At 58.2% G+C, this 19,335-nt stretch carries 13 protein-coding genes; 7 read left to right on the forward strand and 6 right to left on the reverse strand.

Annotated elements, in window-relative coordinates; translation table 11 throughout:
• Positions 1–26 precede the first annotated feature (26 nt).
• Positions 27–1,622, reverse strand: a complete 1,596-nt coding sequence (locus tag CFI11_RS18920) for a hypothetical protein (RefSeq protein ID WP_130408760.1) — start codon at positions 1,620–1,622, stop codon at positions 27–29.
• 1,458 nt (positions 1,623–3,080) lie between these two features.
• Between CFI11_RS18920 and CFI11_RS18925 the strand changes: the two genes are divergently transcribed.
• Positions 3,081–4,742: an alpha/beta fold hydrolase gene (locus CFI11_RS18925; RefSeq protein ID WP_371687487.1), complete on the forward strand. Its 1,662-nt coding sequence runs from the start codon at positions 3,081–3,083 to the stop codon at positions 4,740–4,742.
• 120 nt (positions 4,743–4,862) lie between these two features.
• Here the strand turns inward: CFI11_RS18925 and CFI11_RS18930 are convergent, their stop codons facing one another.
• From CFI11_RS18930 to CFI11_RS18945, 4 genes are all read right to left on the reverse strand, one after another.
• On the reverse strand, positions 4,863–5,378 hold the full coding sequence (locus tag CFI11_RS18930; protein ID WP_130408764.1) for a hypothetical protein: 516 nt from the start codon (positions 5,376–5,378) through the stop codon (positions 4,863–4,865).
• A 448-nt stretch (positions 5,379–5,826) separates the two neighbouring features.
• The gene (locus CFI11_RS18935) at positions 5,827–6,648 is read right to left on the reverse strand and encodes a M48 family metalloprotease (protein ID WP_254448960.1); all 822 of its coding nucleotides are present in this window, start codon (positions 6,646–6,648) and stop codon (positions 5,827–5,829) included.
• Between the two features lie 35 nt (positions 6,649–6,683).
• Positions 6,684–7,349 (reverse strand): DUF998 domain-containing protein, encoded by a 666-nt coding sequence (locus tag CFI11_RS18940; RefSeq protein WP_165390311.1) that lies wholly within the window; start codon positions 7,347–7,349, stop codon positions 6,684–6,686.
• A gap of 35 nt (positions 7,350–7,384) precedes the next feature.
• On the reverse strand, positions 7,385–7,756 hold the full coding sequence (locus CFI11_RS18945) for a hypothetical protein (protein WP_130408770.1): 372 nt from the start codon (positions 7,754–7,756) through the stop codon (positions 7,385–7,387).
• Here CFI11_RS18945 and CFI11_RS18950 point away from each other — a divergent pair.
• From CFI11_RS18950 to CFI11_RS18980, 6 genes are all read left to right on the forward strand, one after another.
• Positions 7,755–9,062, forward strand: coding sequence for an NAD(P)/FAD-dependent oxidoreductase (locus CFI11_RS18950; RefSeq protein WP_130408772.1), 1,308 nt, complete (start codon positions 7,755–7,757; stop codon positions 9,060–9,062). The two genes, CFI11_RS18945 and CFI11_RS18950, sit on opposite strands and share 2 nt — an antisense overlap.
• A gap of 1,492 nt (positions 9,063–10,554) precedes the next feature.
• Positions 10,555–12,363, forward strand: coding sequence for an ATP-binding protein (locus CFI11_RS18960; protein WP_130408776.1), 1,809 nt, complete (start codon positions 10,555–10,557; stop codon positions 12,361–12,363).
• Positions 12,360–13,691: a sigma-54 dependent transcriptional regulator gene (locus CFI11_RS18965; RefSeq protein ID WP_130408778.1), complete on the forward strand. Its 1,332-nt coding sequence runs from the start codon at positions 12,360–12,362 to the stop codon at positions 13,689–13,691. The genes CFI11_RS18960 and CFI11_RS18965 overlap by 4 nt, the downstream gene beginning before the upstream one ends.
• Before the next feature lie 174 nt (positions 13,692–13,865).
• On the forward strand, positions 13,866–14,855 hold the full coding sequence (locus CFI11_RS18970; RefSeq protein WP_130408780.1) for a TAXI family TRAP transporter solute-binding subunit: 990 nt from the start codon (positions 13,866–13,868) through the stop codon (positions 14,853–14,855).
• A 93-nt stretch (positions 14,856–14,948) separates the two neighbouring features.
• Positions 14,949–17,201: a TRAP transporter fused permease subunit gene (locus tag CFI11_RS18975; RefSeq protein ID WP_130408782.1), complete on the forward strand. Its 2,253-nt coding sequence runs from the start codon at positions 14,949–14,951 to the stop codon at positions 17,199–17,201.
• Positions 17,202–17,857: 656 nt separating this feature from the next.
• Positions 17,858–18,643, forward strand: a complete 786-nt coding sequence (locus CFI11_RS18980; RefSeq protein WP_130408784.1) for a Crp/Fnr family transcriptional regulator — start codon at positions 17,858–17,860, stop codon at positions 18,641–18,643.
• Positions 18,644–18,645: 2 nt separating this feature from the next.
• Here the strand turns inward: CFI11_RS18980 and CFI11_RS18985 are convergent, their stop codons facing one another.
• Entirely contained in the window at positions 18,646–19,143 is a 498-nt protein-coding gene (locus CFI11_RS18985; protein ID WP_130408786.1) for a ferritin-like domain-containing protein, read from the reverse strand.
• Positions 19,144–19,335: the final 192 nt, after the last annotated feature.

Below are 19,335 nucleotides of genomic sequence, written 5' to 3' on the forward strand. Positions count from 1 at the left end.
ATTGCGAAAGGGTTTTCAAACGCGCATCAGGGCGCGATGTAGATAACGTCCATCATCAGATCACCCGCATTAGTGAAGCGCGGGTTCTGGAAGCTGAAGACGCCGCCGCCGGGCGGAATATAGCCCTGCTGCTTCAGCTCGATCGCAACGCTATCAAGCCCCTGTTTCAAAGCCGCTGTGATCTCAGTAGCCAAATTTTGAGTGATCGTGCTCATCGCGCCCTTGATGGAGTCGCCAACAAGATCAAGCTCTTTCAGAATCTCCGAAACCACGTTGTAGACTTCCATCAACGCGCTCGCTTCGTTCTCGGTTTCGTTGTATTCTCCGACTGAGTAAGTCACATCGGTGTCGATCTGGAAGTCAGCTGCTATGCCAGATGTAGATAGCTTTACTTCTCCAGTTATTTGTTGTGATCCGGTGTAGTATAGCCATTCGATGTGCTCGGGCGTGGCCAACTTCACAAGCTCGTTGTACCCGTCATACTTGAAACTGCCGGTCGTGGCCCCGCTGAACTTTATCAGGTGCGTGTCAGGTACGATTTCGAATTCGATTTCATAGCGCTGAACCGTCTTAAAATCTTGCTGGCCGACTTTAAATTTCCAATCCTCAACTAGCACAGGTCCATAGTCGTCATGCGATGTTGTCCGAACGTCGTCAAACTTGTACTTCCACTTTAGACCTTCACGGATCGGCGTGAAGCCGAGCGCTTTCGAGAACGCTGCGATCAGGTACTTCTCCACCAATACCTCCCGGCTCAAAATCATGACGCCTGACACGCTAGAATTGCGCCCATCGATGTGTTCGGCACCGATCCAGTGATCGTTCAGCTTCAGTCGCGCCGCGTTTAGATCTGCGGGCATTGGTCTTCCACCTAGTGCGCCAAGATATTCTAACGTGCTGGCACCTACAGCGTCCCAATTTGCCCGGACGCTGAAGGTAAAATCGGTCAGCGCGAAGGTTGGCGTCCCTTGCCGCGTTTTGCGACGAACAACGGTGCCCATCATGTATTCTCCCATGCTGCCCTGAAGCATGATGTTCAGCATTTGCAGCGCGCGGGCACGGGCATCGAAAGGGACATCGTGCGGGATGTTGATGTCCTTGTTGTCAGACAGCAGCAAATCAACACTGGTCAGCTTCATGAACAGGTATTCGATGGAAAAAACCGTCTCCGGCAGACCACTGTCATTGATCAGTCCTTCAGCGCTTTTGTGGCTGTCCGGATCAAGTGCGGCAAGCGCCTTTAGGTCTACTGTCTTCTTGTCCAAATCGGCGATGAACGAGATGCTCCAATCCTTGAACTCATGGTAGTCAACCCCTTCCTTATCCTCGTTGAAATAGGTGACTTTTCCCTCGGGCATCGGCATTGTCACCCGCACCTGGCCTTGGCGTCCGCCCTCGACAGCCAGCGAGATTTTCAGCGGTGCAAACGTCGCTTCAAGGCCAAACTTCGAGTCAATCAATTCGCCCATGTCGTTCGTGCGTTTGAAGATGCTGATCTTGTCGTCGAAACCTGAACGCCGCTTCCATGTGCGCCAGGCGTATTCCATTTGCGAGTCAATCGCCTTTTGGGCAAGCGCCACGCAGATATCGAAATCGGTCAATGCGTTTGTCGTGTTTGCCATGATTAATTCTCCTTAGGACTGCTTGCAGGAGGGGACACCCAGCTGCAGCAGGAACAGGCACGATGCGCGCCAGGGCGAGGTCCCGAATACAACCGCAAATAGGCATCGTATTCTCCTAAAACCCGCGTGATTAAGGATATGTGGTTAGCGAAATCAGGCATTTTTAAACAGTTCCCAAATGGGAAGGGTTAATGAGTTTTTTTGCTTTATTTGGGCTGACTGGACACCAGAATAGGGAGCAATTTGCGCAGCACGTCGCTCTGGCGCCTCACACCAACTTCCTGAACACGATCTTAAAATATTGCCGCGAGCTGGCCCTAGCGATGCCCATCTCGCTGGCCGCGGATTGTGGTCCCTTCCCGCCGCTCAAAAGTCAGGCCAGACGGGCCTTGCTTGGCTTCAGGTTCCAAAGCAGTTTGAACATCTGCGTCCGAGCAGTCATATTCTGACGCAGACTTGGATTGCGAATGATGATTTTCCAGCTCCCCGTGTCTGGTCCATTGATCGACGGTTTCTCTGATAAGGTTTGGATAACTGGTGGACGCCTGTTGAGCGCCTGATGTGGCTGTGTTTGGTTTTACTGCTTGAGCCAGTTATTAATGACGACTTGAGCCTGCTTCGTCGTTGTGAATCAATCAGCATCGAGGACCTCGCTGCGTAGTGCACCCTTAAACCGCTCATTGAACCCGTTCTCCCACGGCGAGCCTGAATAGATCCGGATCGGTTCTGCTCCCACTATTCGCAACCATTCCTGCAGTGCCTCTTCACGTCCACGAAAGAGATGCGACTCGAAGGCAGACCAACGTAGATTTCATAAAGGCACTCGTTGCCTGACCGCTATCTCTCAGCCTAGCTACGCCAAATAGTCACAAGCGCCGTTTCCGGGTGGTTGCGCCAAAGAACGTGGATGAACTCCATGCGGCCAGGGCGGATGCAATGATCTTCGTGAACGAACACGTCTGTCAGTCCCCAAACTCCAGTATAGATCGGCTTTATTTGAATCGGGCCGCAACAAGTGTCAGATTACGAGCGCAATCCGTATGTCATCTGTGACAGGGCCACGCTCCGACGGAAACTGAAGTGGTCCCAGAAAACTGAACAGTTGGCGAACGCATATCCTAGATGTTTTTTGCGCAAATCGGTTACGTGCTGGAAGTTTTTAGTTCCAGGATAATCCTGCCGAAGGAGTTCTGCGGTAGGTTACCCAACCAGCTATATCCGCTCAGGACCGAGATGCGAACATGCCGATCGGCGACGTGACGATTGCAGTCTCGCGCCATCAACGGCTGACCACGCAGTTCATTTTGGCCTCGAAGCGGCTAGGCGGACTCCACTTGCCACTGGATGTATCTTAGTGTGGTGGCATTCATTCGCGAAGGTCGCCGGCATTATGTGTATCGTCCCTGACATCACCACCGTCATCGTTGATGCCGCGGTCCACCCAAACTCGTGACGGACATGTCGGCCGATCACGCCCAGAGGGCGCGCGGGGGTGAGGTTGCCCGGGAGAACGGCGCGTCCGCCGAAGAGATCATTCACCTAATCTACGACACCGCGATCGATAATTCGCTTTGGCCGGAGATGGTGCTAAAGGTCCATGACAGCTTTGAGCAGGATGAGGCAGAGAGCGGCGCGGCACCGGCCCGATTGCAGGATCTGCAGGTGCATTTCGCCAAAGGTCTGCAAATCTCAGAACGGATGCTGGCCCTGCAGGAGCGGAGCGATCTGCAGGACCGTTTACTAGACAATATAGCGCTACGGGTGGAGCTGTTCGGCCATGATGGGGAGCGCTTTGGTGTGCTCGGATCCGCCCCCGAGGCGGGCGTGATCAGCCACGCAACGGCACCCACCTTTGTCCTCGATGCGGAACGGGTACGTGAGCTTGGCTTGCCCCCACGGGTTGCATACGCCCGGATCGGCTTTACTCAAGCCCCCGAAGACATCGCCGCCCGTCTCGGGCGAGATCTGGCCTTGCGCCCGTCTCGGCAAAAACTGCTGGCGGGGTTTCTGCGGCATGGGAATCTGCGGCGCACGGCCGAAGAACAGGGGTGGAGCTACGAGACCGCTCGCACGTATTTCAAAGCCCTTTGCGAGGAGGCGGGCGTGAGTGGTCAGGTCGACCTACTGCGTCTGCTTCTGCTGAACCCCGCACGGGTTCTTAAGGCACCCCTCATCAAACCTAGTATACCGGAGATCCGACGACTAATAGACCGCCCCGATGACGGGGTAATCGAGGTGTTTCAGCTCGGTCGCGAGGATGCATATCCAATCGTGCATTTCGACGCGCTGTCCGGCGGTGCCATTGATCTGCTGAATTGCCCCGAACGGTATCAACCACTCCTAGATGCGCTCGGCGCGCGGATCGTTCTTCCGTGTCGGCCGGGCCATTTCCTATCGGGTTTTCAACAATTGTCCGGCGCCAGTGGCTACGCCAATGACCTGAAGATCGTCTGCGATGCCTTGGGGATCGACCGGTTTTCCATCCTTGCCTATTCCTTCGGATCCGTCGCAGCGCTTGGCGCAGCCGCCGGTCTGCCGGAAAGGGTGGATCGTGTGACGCTGGCATCGGTCTGCTATCCGGATTTCGTGGCGACCGATTGGCGGGACCGGGACTTCTTCTATCAGATGACACATATCATCGGGCGCCGATGGCCGGGACTTCATCGGCGCGTCATCCCATTCTTGACGAAATCGGTTTTGCAGAATGTAGACAGCTATGCGCGGCGCGCGGCGGCACAGGCGCGCTGTGCGCATGAAAAGGCGATCCTTCTTGATCCTGTCGTTATTGCCAGATCCCGCGCCATGCTGGAGGAACGGATCGCGCAGGGTATGGAAGGGCTGATTCAGGAGTCTCGCATCGCTGCGCAAGCACTAGATTTTGAGCTCTCCGACCTTCAGATGCCTGTTGAACTTTTCCACGGCGGTTGCGATCAGGTCCACCCGCTGGACGGAGCGCGCGCTCTCGCAGACCAACTGCCGAACGCGCGGCTAACGGAATTACCTGAAAGGGGCCACGCCTTCATCTATGCCGAATGGGATTGGCTGCTGCGCGCCGCGATCGCTGCGGAATTTGTTGTTCCACCACCGAGCAGGCGTGGAATGTTGCTGGATGGGCATTGACGGCCCAAATGTGCGTACCGGCCGCTGTTCGCAAATGATTTCTGGCATGTTCCTGAACGCAAACCTTCGATCCTGATTGATAGCCGCGACCTGTGGACATACGTAATCAAGGGACCTCCGTCATTCACAAAGGTACTGAATCCGCAGAATCTGATTAGCTACGTTACAGTCACAGCTGTCGGGAAAGAAGAGGTCGAGGGCCACCCCAGCTTCGGCCAGGAGCACAGCGGTGTCATCGAGCAGAATCCTGACTGGTAAGTGGAGTTGGTTTTGTTCCCGGCAGACGAAAAACCGCCAGCTTTTGGCTCGTTTGCTGCCAATCTGGACGACACCGGCCTTTTGCATTACATCGACAGAATAATCGGAAGTATTCTCGGTTCTGATCAGCACACGAAAATGATTGCCGCCTTCGGTTTTTCGCAAAGCGAAGTGGATTTCGTAACTCCACATGACCACGAAGTAGACATTCCGAGCTCGCGGGCAAACAGCGACAAAGTCCCCGGGCAGGAACCTCTGGCACCGTTGAAATCGAGAAGTTAAGGTGAACGTCAGCTTTGTCGGCTGCGACTCCAGCATCTTGTTGGCTCGGGGAACTGCAGCCATCGGCTGAAAGCTGCCTTCCACACTGCCGAGCATTTCTGCGATGCGGCTTCCGGAAAGCGGACCTTGGGAAAAGGCGCTGACCGCAACACACCTATTAATCCTTGATCAAGACAATCACATTGTTGGTGACTTGCGCAGTTTGCCCATACGGTTCATTCGCTGTTCGGACAACCGCATCGGCAAAAGCAACCTGCGCTTCAGACGCCGCATAGGCGTCGCTCAGCCAAAAAACCAGGCATATCTCCGCTGGTTTTTCGAATCTTGACGCACACCAACCCGCTGACATCGAAGGCCCTTGACCCGAGTAGCACAAGCCGTCTTCTGCACGTTCAGACCGATATGCATCAATCGGTATTCAGTCTCGACGGAAACATCTGCAGAGGCGCGCCGGACATCAACTGGGAACGTGTCGCAGAACCTGATGGACGTCTGGCCAGAGCGCTCCGAAAATGTAATCCACGATGCTGGCTGTCCGCCTGCCTTACTCTGCCGCCTGCCGGGCCATCCGTATCTCTGTTGCCAGCAACCGTGAAATGCGCTCCTCGGTTGGCGGATGGGTTGCAAACAGTCGGTTGAACTGGTGTTTATGCAGTGGGTTGACAATGAACATATGCGCAGTCGATGGGTGGCGTTCGGCGCGATTGTTGTCGATACGCCCGGCCAATTGCCCGATCTTGTGCAGGGCAGAGGCTAGCCATTTCGGATGTCCGCAAATGGCTGCGCCGTCCCAATCTGCCTCGAACTCACGGGTCCGGCTGATCGCGGCCTGCACCAGTGCTGCCGCCAAGGGTGACAGGACCGTCATCACCAGCAGGCCGGCAATGCCCAGACCGCTGTCCCGCCGACCGCCCAGCAGAAGGGCGAAATTGGCCAGCATCGACACGGCACCGGCCAGCGTGGCACTGATCGTCATCACCAGCGTGTCGCGGTTCTGAATATGGGCAAGCTCATGCGCAATGACACCGGCCACTTCGTCTCGGCTCAGATTGCCGATCAGGCCGGCGGTCACCGCAACGGCGGCGTTCTCGGGGTTGCGTCCAGTGGCAAAAGCGTTGGGTTGGGGGGTATCGATCACGTAAAGGGCCGGCATTGGTAGGCCCGCCCGTTCGACCATCTCTCGGGTCATATTGTGCAGTCCGTAGCTGTCATTAGACCCCAGCGGACGCGCATCGTGCATTTTCAACACGGCCTGGTCCGACCGCCACCACGCCCATAGATTTGTCGCCGCCGCTACGACAAAAGCGATCAGCGCACCAGAAGCCCCGCCGACCAGATAACCCACACCCATAAACAATGCGGTCATGACCGCTAGCAAAATCGCGGTTCTTGCAAAAGCATTCATTCCAAGGTCCTCCGATTTGCGTCTGTTAATGCGCGCGCGCGGCGCAGCAGCAGAAGCGACAAGGGGACGGTCCAAAGCAGCGTGGTGAGAACGGCCACTTTCTCCAGGATGCCGTCGTAGCTTGTCGGTGCCAGCTTGAATGCCGTCGCAAAGCCCAGCCAAAGGGCCGCTGACGCGATAAACAGCACCGACAGGCGCGCATCTACCTTGGCAACGCCTGCACGCATCAACAGCGGGCCTGCAGCATAAAGGGGACCGAGCGCGAAAGTTAGTTTTGTGTGAACAGAGAGATCTTGGCCCGTGCCGAACTTGTCCCACAAGCCCAGCATAACGGTAACCATAGCTGTCGCTAAAAGGGCAAATATCCCCGCAGACCACCGAGCGCCCCCAAGATGGGCATGGGCGGCCCCGACAGCAAGGCACGTCAGCCCGGCCGCGTTGACGTAAAAACCCAAATCCATAATCCACTTGTGAGGTCCGCGCCCCAAGTCGCTGATCGTATCGGCGATGAAGTCGTGCTCAGCGATGGTGCTCGCTATCACGTTTATGATGTTTGGCAAGATAGCGCCGACAAGCCCAACGACACCGCAAACAACAAGAAGCTCCACCCGCTCCGTTGCAGGCGCTGACAGCACGCTTTGAGTGGGGTTGCTTGCGACCACGGTCTGCTCCTCGTGGTTGTTCGAGCAAAAAGGACTTAATCCGACGCGCCCGATACCTTTCTCAGCTCATCGGCAATCTGCGTATCGCCCTCGGCCTCCTCCACAGCCTTTGTCAGCTCAGGATCCGGTGTTACCCCCGGTTCAGCGTGATGAGGATCTGCTTTTTCGCCGGGCTTGTTCTTGAGGTCAAAATGATGCTCGGCTCCGTTCAGGTCTTCAAGGTTCGGCTTGTGTTTGATCTTGCTCATAAGAGATTCTTTCCGCAGAAAACGAATTTGATTACCAAACCCATCGTAATGATCTTTTGTTCCCCAGACTCTTAGAGCGCCGCAGATAGCGACGATCGCGAGGAACCAGTTTCGCACCGCAACACTTTCCTTTTCGTCGAACGGAAAGGATGAGGTCATGCAGCAATGTCCGGATTTAGTGGTTTTGGGCGGTGGTTCCGGTGGCCTCTTGGCCGCGAAGCGGGCGGCCAGCTATGGCGCATGCGTGGTCGTGTGCGAGCCGGATGCTTTGGGCGGAACCTGCGTGAACCGGGGATGCGTGCCGAAGAAAATGCTGTGGCAAACGGCACGCCACTGGACCGAGCGGACCGGCTTGAAGGAGGCGACGGAGACGACCATCGGTGATTTGCGATTCGACCGGCTGATGTCACAGATTGGCGGGCATATCAGTTCCCTCCAAGACACCTTCGCCGCCGAGCTTGAGGAGGCGGGCATCACTTTGATCCGAGCCAAAGGATATCTGACCGACACCCAGGCTGTCCGCATCGACGATGACGTCCTCAAGCCCGGACGCGTTCTTCTTGCGACCGGCGCAAAACCAAACGTGATTGACATTCCTGGTGCAGGTTTGCTGTCGCTTTCAGACGATGTGTTCCGGTGGACCACCCTACCCCAAAGCCTTGTGGTTGTCGGCGGCGGGTATATCGGCGCGGAGTTTGCATCCATCTTCTCGGCACTTGGCGTGAAAGTGACAGTCGTACAGTCGGGTGAGCGCCTCTTGCCGGGCTTTGACGCGGATGCAGTGGCTGTCGTAACGGATATACTGGGCAGACGCGGCGTGGATCTGCGCTTTGAAACGACACCAACGGCCGTCCAGGCAATGGACAATGGATTGACTATGGAGCTTTCGGACGGAGTGCGAGTTGAGGCCGAGCGCATGGTGTGCGCCATCGGCCGTCAGGCCAACCTTGCCGCCCTCGGACCCGGCGCGCCGGATATGGCAAAGGGCGAGAGCGGCGCATTGTCCGTGAGTGACGACTTTGAAACATCCCGGGCCGGCGTCTATGCCATCGGCGATGTCGCCGACCGCCTCCCGCTGACACCTGTAGCCACCCGCGATGGAGAGGTGTTCGCGGACCGCGCGTTCGGTGATGGAGCGGAACCAATCCAGCTGCTGCATGTCGCACGAGCCGCCTTTACGCTACCTGCGGTAGCGCAGGTCGGCGACCTGTCTGGATCGTCATGGAGTCATGAGACAGGCTCGCTGGCCAACCCGATCCTAAGCCCCTGTATAGAGCCCGATAATCTCGCAAAAACCCCCACCCGCGATCAAGCGCTCGTTGGTGCGGCTCTCGTAGGCAACACTGCGCCGGAACTCATAGCCCCGCTAGCAGCGTTAGTGGCCGCGCAGGAAGGATCCGCCGCGCCGTTGAAAGACGCAACAGCAATTCATCCCAGTTTCAGCGAGGAATTCGTCGGGCGTTAAAACAGGAACCTGTCATCGCTTGAGCGGGAAAGCGTGCATTTGCGCCGCGCGGCCTGCCTCCCGGTCCCTCTAGTGACAGGTAATTGTCTGACATTCGCTTTTGAGCGATGTCGCCAATAGAGCTTTGGACGTGCGAGCATCCAGAGCGCAAGTCAACTGCGCCTCTTCAGACCGTATCTTGTTGATAGCCCCCAAACTTTGTGGCGCCCAACCTCAGACATATCATCTCCGCATCTGCCTGGATCCGTTACATAAAGAACTTGCACTGCTTTATGTTTCAAAACCTCTGCAAAGAGCGGACCCTGCTGTCCCATGTTCAATATCGGCAGCGGCCCTGTCCCAACACCGTGAGGACGCGAATTCTTGGATCACCCGGCCCGAATGGCTTGGCATTCGCTTTCCATTGTGCGTTGCCAACGTGCCGTTTATCAAAACATGGGCGATGCCCGACGCGCAGCGGCGAGGATGCTTCGCGGTGATCCTCGGCCTCTTGGACAGCGGCATTGGTATCACGGTTTTGCTCGAGTACTCAGTCGTATCTTTGCCTCCAAATGTTTCAGCCCTGCCCTTCTCAGATACTAACAAAAAATTTCAAACCGTTGCTGCATGGAAGAAAGATCGCACACACGGTGCAAAGCGGCTTTTCGTAGATTTCATCCGCCGCATGAGCGAAAAGCCTGCCTCCCCAAACCCGACAGACACTCGCGCAGAGGACCGGGACCTTACGCCCTAGCGCCATCGTATGCCCACGGTACATATCTAAAGCTCAGCTCTATGTCCTGAATATTTATCAACGGCCTGATGGTCTGCAGCGCCTCTGAGGTGCTGAGGTCGTAAGCACTCGGCAACGGACATGCACCACGGTCAACATTGACGATTGCTGCCTTCAACCTGGACCTTTCCATGCCAAAGATACCATTGCAACATTGGAGCCAGTGTGGCGCGGGTTACGGTTATTCCCGGGGAGTTCCACGACGAGATCAAATTCAGGAGCGCGTTCCAACATGTCAAAGCCACAACGAGATATGCCACCCGTCGAGGATGTATCTTACTTTGCCAAGTGTCGCGCCGCAGGCAAGGCCCGGCTGCTCGACCTGCCCGTCTGACATCACGGCGACACGTCGCCCACCACCCAAACCGCGTGCGCCCAAATCGCGACTAAGCTAGGTAACGCTCAAGGTGGCAGCTTCGGGACAGAACCGACTTGCAACCAATGCAGCAGTTTGGTGTCGGCCCTCACCGGGGCAGTGCGATATGTCACGGGGTCCACCGATGCTCTCGGTGCTTGACGAACTTTGGTGTATCAGATCCGCAGCACGACCCTCGAATACAGAAGAATTCCAATCTATCGTAGTGATCGATGGCTGGATTGGTTGATTTGGAGATACGAAGCAACGATCGCGTGCGCGATCTGAACATCGCAAACTGTGTGGGGAGATTGTCATTGAAGCGCGCAAGCTTAGACTTCTCCTGTCAACGGGACTGATTGGAGATGACACATCTCGGCGTAGCCGGCACAGCGCGCAAACGGGGCATCTGGATACCCTCGGCGTTTGGCTTGAGTATAGCCACGCTCGTCGGATTGGCCGTTTGGCCAACGGTCGTTGACCGGCTTGTCGATGCGGAACGACAGGCCACCGCGGCAACTCTCCGTCTGGTCGCGCAGTCAATCGAGCGGACAGTAGAACGTTTTGATCCGATCCCGAGCTTGATAGCCGACCGGCCCGTTCTGCTTCGCTTGCTTCGCGATCCCGAAAATACCGGGCTCGGACCCTTCGTCAATGAGACCCTGAGCCAGATCGCCCGGGCGGTTGGGGCATCCGACGTCTACCTGCTGGACATGGACGGTCAGGTGGTCGCCGCCAGCGACTATCGCGGCGCAACCTCATCCATAGGGCGTGATTTGGCAAGTCGCCCAGACATCCGCGCAGCTGCGCGCGGCGGTGCTGCACGCTTCCATGGGATCGACGTGGAGACGGGTCGGCGCGTCCTAGCCTTCGCAGGGCCGGTGACAGAAGGGATCGATGTTCTGGGCGTTGTCGTGGTGCGCAATAGCGCGTCTGCTTTGGAGACAGGCTGGGCTGGTCTCTCCCAGTCGATCGCTATCGTGGATGGCGATGGTGTGGTTTTTCTGTCGAGCCAACCAGACTGGGTTTATCGGACGCTGCGCCCGCTCACGTCAAACGACAAGATAAGGCTGGCTGTGGGCCGTGGCTATTCGTCGGAACGTCTCCAACCGCTTGGTCTTTCGCAGACGCCTTCACTCACCGGACCGACAAGAGTGACGATTGACGACGACGCGACGTATACCGCCGAAAGCCGTCCGCTGGGACTTGCGGGGTGGCAGGCGATCGTCCTCAGTCCGTTGTTGCCTGTTCAGCGTCAAGCTGCCCTGATGGTGGGCGTTGGCGTCCTGGCCATCTGGGCCCTTGTCTTGGGGGCTACAATCTTCCTGCAACGACGCGCCCGCCTGGCAGAGCGTGTGGCTTACGAAGCCGCCTTGCGCGAAAACCTTGAGCGCCGGGTCTTGGAGCGCACCGAGGCACTTGGCCGCGAGGTAGACGAGCGGCGCGCAACTGAGGAGAAGCTGCGGCGAACGCAAGCGGAGTTGGTACATGCAGGCAAACTGGCAGCGCTTGGTCATATGTCCGCGGCCCTCAGCCATGAGATCAACCAGCCACTTGGAGCGGTCAAATCCTATGCCGAAAATGCAGCCCAGTATCTCGACCGCGGACGCGCTGAAGAGGCCCGAGAGAACGTCAAGCTGATCTCGCAAATGGCGGATCGTATGGCGCGCATCTCGGGGTATCTGCGCGACTTCGCACGGCGGCCCGGAGACGCATTGGGCGCCGTGCCGGTGGGCGATGTGGCCGAGCGTGCGCTCGTCCTGATCGGTCCGCGCGCCGGGCGCACGGGCGTGGCCATCTTGTTTGACCCACCGGGAACCGAGATCCGTGCGGTGGCAGGTGCGCTTCGGCTGGAGCAAGTGATCGTGAACCTTTTGTCGAATGCGCTTGACGCGGTTGCCAGCAAGGAGATGCCAGAGGTTTCCATGGAGGTCGCCGCCTCGAAAGGGCTCATCGAGGTGCGCGTCCTCGACAATGGCCCCGGGCTCGCACCGGACATCGACCCGTTCGAGCCGTTCTTCACCACCAAGCCAGCGGGTGAAGGCATGGGGATCGGACTTTCGATCTCTTACAACATCGTCGAGGATTTCGGGGGACGCATCGAAGCGTCAAACCGCCCGGGCGGTGGAGCCATCTTCACAGTGGTCCTGAAGCGTGCGGAGGAAGATACATGACCGAACAGGTCCTTTTCGTTGATGACGAAGCGCACCTGAGACATGCGGCGGAACAAAGCTTTGACCTCGCGGATATGACCTTCGCATCGTTCGAATGTGGATCTGCGATGCTCAAGGCCCTTGATCCAGCCTTCGACGGCGTGATCGTGACCGATATCCGTATGCCGGAGATGAATGGGATGGAGGTGCTGGACCGCGTCCTTGCCATTGACGCTGAGATCCCCGTCATCCTGCTGACAGGGCATGGCGACGTCTCGCTTGCTGTACAGGCGATGCAATGCGGCGCCCATGACTTCCTCGAAAAACCTTTCGATCCGGCGCGCCTGGTGGCCTCCGCGCGGCGCGCGATCGAGTCTCGTCGTCTGGTGCTTGAGAACCGCAGCCTACGCGACAGAGTCGCCCGCGGCGAGCCGACCATGTCCCGTCTCGTCGGCCCGAGTGCGGCCATGGAGGCGCTGCGCGCGCGCCTGAGTTCAATTGCGACCACAGATGCGGATGTCCTGATCGAAGGACAGACGGGAACCGGCAAGGCGATTGCAGCGCGGAGCATCCATGACGGCAGCGCGCGACGAGCCGGGCCCTATGTGGAGATCAATTGCGCATCGCTGCCCGAGGCGATGATCGAAAGCGAGCTTTTCGGACACGAGGCGGGCGCTTTTCCGGGCGCGCTGCGCGCACGCTATGGCAAGCTGCAGCATGCGCAGCGCGGTACGCTGGTTCTTGACGAGATCGACAGCCTGCCAGTGGCCCTGCAAGGGAAGCTCCTACATGTGCTTCAGGATCGAACCGTGACGCCATTGGGATCGAATGAGGCCATCCCACTCGACCTGCGGGTTGTCGCCGTTGCGAAAGAGGGTTTGGCTGCACGAGCCGAGGGCGGCAGCTTCCGATCCGATCTCTACTATCGCCTGGCAGTGGCGAAGGTCCGCATGCCACCTTTATCGGAGCGTCCCGAAGACGTGCCGCATCTCTTCGTGGCCATGCTTGCAGAGGCCGCAGCGCGGCACGGGTGTGATGCACCGTCGGTGCCACCCGCCCTTTTGCATGCGCTCGCGGGGCGCGAATGGCCGGGAAATGTCCGTCAATTGGGTAACGTGGCGGAACGGCACCTTCTAGGTCTTGAAACCTATACATTGACAACAGGCGAAGGTGGCACCCTGGCCGAACGCATGGAAGGCTATGAACGCGGCATTCTCGGGGCGGCCCTGGCCGCCCATGGGGGCAAACTGCGCGACGTCTATGAGGCGCTCGGCCTGTCGCGCAAGACGCTCTATGAAAAGCTCCGTCGACATGGCCTCGACCGTGAAGACTATGTCGACCGGGACTGATGTGTCGGCTGTGACCCATCTTTGGCGCCGTCCATCACCCTTTCGACACATCTCCGCAAATGCTGCGCAAGATACCTTGCAAATTTCGCAGATCGGGCTTGTGCTGAACGCAAGGTTAATCCCGTGTTCGGCTACCACGGGCCTGTCGCCCAAACGGGAGGAACCTCTATGACTATGAACCGACTAACGACTGTTGTGGCGTTCACAATGCTGGCCGCTTCGCCGACGCTGGCAGACGGTGATCAGGACCGTACTGACTGGCCCCAGAGTTTCACCGTCGCAACCGCGTCGCAGGGCGGCACTTATTTCGCCTATGGCTCGGGCTGGGCGAATCTCGTGGCCGAAGAACTTGGTCTTACCGGCGGTGGCGAGGTGACCGGCGGCCCGATGCAGAACATGGCTCTTGTGCACACGGGCGACGCGCAGTTCGGCATGACCACGATGGGCCCAGCGCGCGAGTCCCGCGAGGGCACGAACCCGATCGCTCCGGGCCTTCAGATGACCAACGCCTGCGCCATGTTTCCGATGTACCAGACGCCATTTTCGGTAACGACCCTTTCGTCGTCGGGCATCACCTCCATTTCCGAGATCCCAGCAGGGGCGCGGATTGGTTTTGGTCCTGCGGGCTCCACTTCTGACACCTACTTCCCGCGCATGATGGAAGAGCTGGGCGTCGAATTCGAGCGGCGCAACGGCGGCTGGTCCGATCTGGGTGGCCAGCTTCAGGACGGTCTGCTGGATGTGATCGCCTTCGCTGTCGGCGTGCCGGTCCCGGCCGTATCGCAGCTTGAGGTGCAAACCGACGTCAACATCATCGAGTTTACCGAAGAGGAGCAGGCAAAGATACTCGACGCCTTCCCAGTGTCGGAACTTTCGATCCCCGCCGACACCTATACAACACTAGAGGCTGATGCCCGCTCGGTCTCGATGTGGAACTTCGCCATCGCCAACTGCGACCTGCCCGCCTCGTTTGTAAACGCGGTGGTCGACGTGATAATGTCGGACAACGAGCGGATGGTGAGCATCCACCGCGCCGCACGCTCTACCCTGCCGGAAAACTGGGACAAGAACGGAGATGTTCTGCCTTGGCACCCCGGCGCGGCGGCTTGGTTCGTCGAGAATGCCGGCGCCGAGATCCCGGCGGATCAGATCCACGGCAACTGACCGATCTGATGGGCCTGTCTCGATCCGAGCGGGCCCTTCTTTGTTGTGAACCGTGTGGTCTGGCTGCAGCGCGCGGTAAGGGAGAGAATGTTCATGACAACCGTCGATCCGCAGCGGACCCCGAATGCACTTGATGACCAGACCGATGGGCCGAAAGACGGCCTTGTGATCGCAGATGGCGTCGACGAAGAGCCGGTGGAAGGCAATCGCAGGCTTTTCCAAGGTAACGTCAAGCTGGTCGTCGCCTGGATTGCCGGGCTCTACGCGCTCTTCCATATGGCCGCGTTGAACGGGTGGTCGATCGGAGACCTGACCGGGATCGAGATCTCATACCTGCCGACCTTCCCGATGGAGACATGGACCTTCCGCATCATCCACGTGGCGGGAGCACTTATCCTGGGCTTCGTGCTCTATTCTGCGCGCGCGTTTCCCGACGCGGATCGCGCCGGGCGCCATCCATTGGACATCGTGGGCTGGACGCTTGCGCTGCCCGCGCTCTATGCATGTTGGACCGCCATTGGTTTTGCCGCGGAAATCGCTGGCGGGACAATGTGGAACGGGTTGGATGCCGGGATCCGCGCCGCCGAGACCTGGCACTTCGGCGTGCCGCTCCTCTTTGCTATCGCGGGCAGTATCCTCATCAGTTGGGCGCGCCCTCGGGTGCGTGATGCGATCGCTCCGGCCGACCTGACACTGGGCATCTGTGCCGCGGCGGTGGCGATTTACCTCATCACGATCTACGGCACGACGATGCGCAACGCGACGGGAACGCCTTTTGCACCTATAGGTATGAGCTTTGCAGCCATGGCCGGAACGGCGCTGATCATGGAGCTCACCCGCCGTGTCGCCGGCCTCGCCCTGATCGTGATCGCTGGTATTTTCCTGGCCTACGTCTTCGTGGGCGACCAATTGCCAGGGTTCCTGAACGCGCCGGAAATCCAATGGGCGCGCTTCTTCAGCATCGTCTATACCGACGCTGGAATTCTTGGGCCGACGACGGCGGTTTCGTCTACTTACATCATCCTGTTCATCATCTTCGCTGCCTTCCTGCAGGCATCGAAGGTTGGGGACTATTTCGTCAACTTCGCCTTCGCCGCCGCTGGGCGCGCACGGGGCGGTCCGGCCAAGGTGGCGATCTTTGCCTCCGGCCTCATGGGTATGATCAATGGCACCTCGGCGGGCAATGTGGTTGCAACCGGTTCGCTTACGATCCCACTGATGAAGCGGGTGGGCTACAAGCCCCAGACCGCGGGCGCCGTCGAGGCGGCAGCGAGTACCGGCGGGCAGATCATGCCACCGATCATGGGCGCTGGCGCCTTCATCATGGCCGAGATCACCGGCATTCCTTACACCGACATCGCGGTCGCAGCGATCATCCCGGCCATCCTCTACTTCGCGTCGATCTACTTTATGGTCGATTTTGAGGCCGCTAAGCTCGGGATGCGAGGCATGCGCGAAGACGAACTGCCGAAGTTCCGCGACATGGCCCGCCGGGTCTTTCTGTTCCTGCCGATTATCATCCTGATCGCAGCGCTGTTCATGGGCTACTCGGTGATCCGGGCCGGGGCCTATGCGACGGCGGCTGCAGCTGTGGTCTCTTGGCTTACACCGTATCGAATGGGGCCGCGCGCCATCGCGCGCGCATTCGAAATGGCAGGCGTCATGTCGGTTCAGATCATCGCGGTTTGCGCTTGCGCCGGCATCATCGTCGGCGTCATCAGCCTCACCGGGGTAGGCGCGCGGTTCTCGTCGGTCCTGCTTGATATCGCAGCGGCGAACCAGTTCCTGGCGCTGTTCTTCGCGATGTGCATTGCGATCCTGTTAGGGATGGGGATGCCCACGACGGCGGCGTACGCAGTGGCTGCCTCCGTTGTCGCGCCTGGCTTGGTACAACTCGGCATTCCGATGCTAACGGCGCATTTCTTTGTTTTCTACTTCGCCGTCGTCTCGGCGATTACGCCGCCCGTTGCTCTGGCCAGCTACGCCGCGGCAGGTATCTCAGGATCCAACCCAATGGGAACCTCGGTCACGAGCTTCAAGATCGGGATCAGTGCCTTCGTCGTGCCGTTCATGTTCTTCTACAACGCAGCCATCCTGATGGATGGCACCTGGTTCGAGGTGACCCGCGCTGCGCTGACAGCGGTGTTTGGTGTCTTCCTGTTGTCCTCGGGCGTACAAGGCTGGTGGGATGGCGGGCGGGCAAATCCTGCAATCCGTGTTGGACTGATCTTGGTTGCCTTGCTGATGATCGAAGGTGGCTGGCAGTCGGATCTGATTGGCCTCGGCGGAGCAGCGGCGCTGTTCGTCCTTGCCCGGACAATGCGGCCGCGGCCCGCCCCAAGCTGATGCGTGGCCAAAGAGAGGTGACTCGGAGCCGGATCAGCCCACCATCAGACAAGTCTGAGCTATCAGATCGTGTACGTCGTGCGGCATCTATCCGCCGACCTATTCCCTCTCTCCGGCGCAATCGACCTTTTGCGACGCTGGCCTTACGAGACCTTGCACGAACGCCCGCATTGAGAATAAAGCTGCATCGTGCAACAACGGCTATCGCCAGCGCCGCATTAGCGCCAAAGCGGTCATTCGAAGGAGCCATATTGGTCCGAACTGAGAACCGTTCTGTCGTCGCATCTTCATCAGACAATTCAGCGCAGTGACCTGCCCTGCCGAAAAGTCCTTGGATTGAGGTTATCGAAGGCTGTACGTCCTGCTGAAACACAATTGCCAATCGACTTCGTGCCGGATGCACTGGAAGGCAGGTGGCGAGTTCGCGTATCGAATGTGATTAATGACGTCATCCGGGAATACCTTGCCGTGGTTGTGGACGCGTCGATTGGCGGGGCGCGTATCGACTGGAAGCTAGATCGTACGCTAAACTGCGGACCTCAAAGGGGACAGGTCACAGTCCTATGTTCTCACTTCTCGACGGGATATCATTCTGCATATCCCAGCCTTGCACGTGAAACGAGCAGAGCTGCACAAAACTGTGTTAGGTTATTTCCATGTCCGAAGATGTTGAAAGCTGCCTTGTCAGCCGCCTGTCCCGCTTTGTGGACCTCACCGACCGCGAATGCGACTTCATTGCCGAGTTGGAGAAGGATGAACGCCCGCAACGCAAGGGGCGCCCGATCCTAAGCGTTGGTGATCGGACGGACGGGGTCACTGTCCTGAAAACAGGCTGGGCCGTTGTCAAATCGGACAGTTCGGATGGACGCAGCCAAATCCTGAGAATTTATTTGCCCGGCGAGGTGATGGGCCTCGCCGAGATCGGGTCATCGCACGCGAACCACCGGATTGTCATGCAAACAGATGGGGTGATTTGTCCGTTCCCGCGCCAAGGCCTTGCGCCGCTCTTTTCAGACTACCCACGCCTGGGTGCTTTGCTGACTGCCGTTGGCAGCCTTGATCAGATCGCATTGCGACACCACGCAAGCAGCCTTGCATCGATGGACGCCACACACAAGCTGAAGTTCTGGCTTTTGCAACTTCGTTCGCGTCTGGAGGTCGCGAATGTCGGCCTAGGAAACCGTTTCCAGGTCCCATTCAGCCAGGTTGAGATCGGTCAGGCGGTCGGGCTGACATCTATCTACGTCAACAAATTGCTGCGCCGTTTCGTAGACGGTGGGGAGATCGAAATTGAAAGACCCTACATCCGTCTGCTTGTGCGCGAGCAGTGGGAAGGGGAATGCGAATTCATCAATCCCTTTGTCGACATGGACACCTCCTGGTTTCCCCCCGTCGCCGAAAACGACACGACCGGCTCGGCAGAAGCGTCCGAGCCGGCGTAGTCTCAGGCCACAGCGTCCTTGTTGATGCCGCCGGTTGCAAGCGCGGTCATCGTACGGTCGCCTTCGTATGAAGCATCAAGGCAATCCTTGAGTGTCGCGACGTCATCTTGAAGTTCCAATCGATCGGCAAATGCGGCAAGGCATCCGTAGCCTGCAATCGCGTAATGAGCCAAACGCTGATATTGCGTGATAATCATAGCGTCCCGCGTCGCGTCTTCGCCAAAGGATTCTCCAACTGTATGCGCGCGTGCCTCTTTGGCGAGGCCTTCCATACCTTTGCAATGTTCACCGCTCGGGCTTTCGTCGTGAGCCTTGGAGATCTTTGCGATCGCGTCGATCCCTTTCTGGATGCCATCTGCTCCCGCGTTGAGCGCGTTGACCAAATCCTGATTAGTCGCGACATCTGCCATTTCTTTCGTTACATCCAGCGCCTGTGAATTGGCGCTGTAAAGGTCCTTGAGCTGTTCGAGATAGAGGTCTTCCAGGGTGTCGATACTCATGATCAATCCTTTCGAGATGAGTATCAAAGCTACTCCGAACGGACTTACTTCCGAGTCATGATTGGACCCAGTCCAGGCACTCAATGGCCAAACGCTAAACCAGTTTAGTGTCTGCGATCCGCACGGCGCGATCCGATTACCTAACTTGGTGTAAGCGGGCCTATCGCGCCCTTCGGAGGAGCTACCAATGCA

It is taken from the genome of Thalassococcus sp. S3 (assembly GCF_004216475.1).
Classification (GTDB): domain Bacteria; phylum Pseudomonadota; class Alphaproteobacteria; order Rhodobacterales; family Rhodobacteraceae.

Excerpts from the sequence above, each read along its gene's own strand:
- CFI11_RS18935 (WP_254448960.1), bottom strand. The coding sequence starts at position 6,648 with ATGACCGCATTGTTTATGGGTGTGGGTTATCTGGTCGGCGGGGCTTCT.
- CFI11_RS18960 (WP_130408776.1), top strand. The coding sequence starts at position 10,555 with ATGACACATCTCGGCGTAGCCGGCACAGCGCGCAAACGGGGCATCTGG.
- CFI11_RS18980 (WP_130408784.1), top strand. The coding sequence starts at position 17,858 with ATGTCCGAAGATGTTGAAAGCTGCCTTGTCAGCCGCCTGTCCCGCTTT.
- CFI11_RS18925 (WP_371687487.1), top strand. The coding sequence starts at position 3,081 with ATGTCGGCCGATCACGCCCAGAGGGCGCGCGGGGGTGAGGTTGCCCGG.
- CFI11_RS18920 (WP_130408760.1), bottom strand. The coding sequence starts at position 1,622 with ATGGCAAACACGACAAACGCATTGACCGATTTCGATATCTGCGTGGCG.
- CFI11_RS18930 (WP_130408764.1), bottom strand. The coding sequence starts at position 5,378 with ATGCTCGGCAGTGTGGAAGGCAGCTTTCAGCCGATGGCTGCAGTTCCC.
- CFI11_RS18970 (WP_130408780.1), top strand. The coding sequence starts at position 13,866 with ATGAACCGACTAACGACTGTTGTGGCGTTCACAATGCTGGCCGCTTCG.
- CFI11_RS18975 (WP_130408782.1), top strand. The coding sequence starts at position 14,949 with ATGACAACCGTCGATCCGCAGCGGACCCCGAATGCACTTGATGACCAG.
- CFI11_RS18950 (WP_130408772.1), top strand. The coding sequence starts at position 7,755 with ATGCAGCAATGTCCGGATTTAGTGGTTTTGGGCGGTGGTTCCGGTGGC.
- CFI11_RS18965 (WP_130408778.1), top strand. The coding sequence starts at position 12,360 with ATGACCGAACAGGTCCTTTTCGTTGATGACGAAGCGCACCTGAGACAT.
- CFI11_RS18945 (WP_130408770.1), bottom strand. The coding sequence starts at position 7,756 with ATGACCTCATCCTTTCCGTTCGACGAAAAGGAAAGTGTTGCGGTGCGA.
- CFI11_RS18985 (WP_130408786.1), bottom strand. The coding sequence starts at position 19,143 with ATGAGTATCGACACCCTGGAAGACCTCTATCTCGAACAGCTCAAGGAC.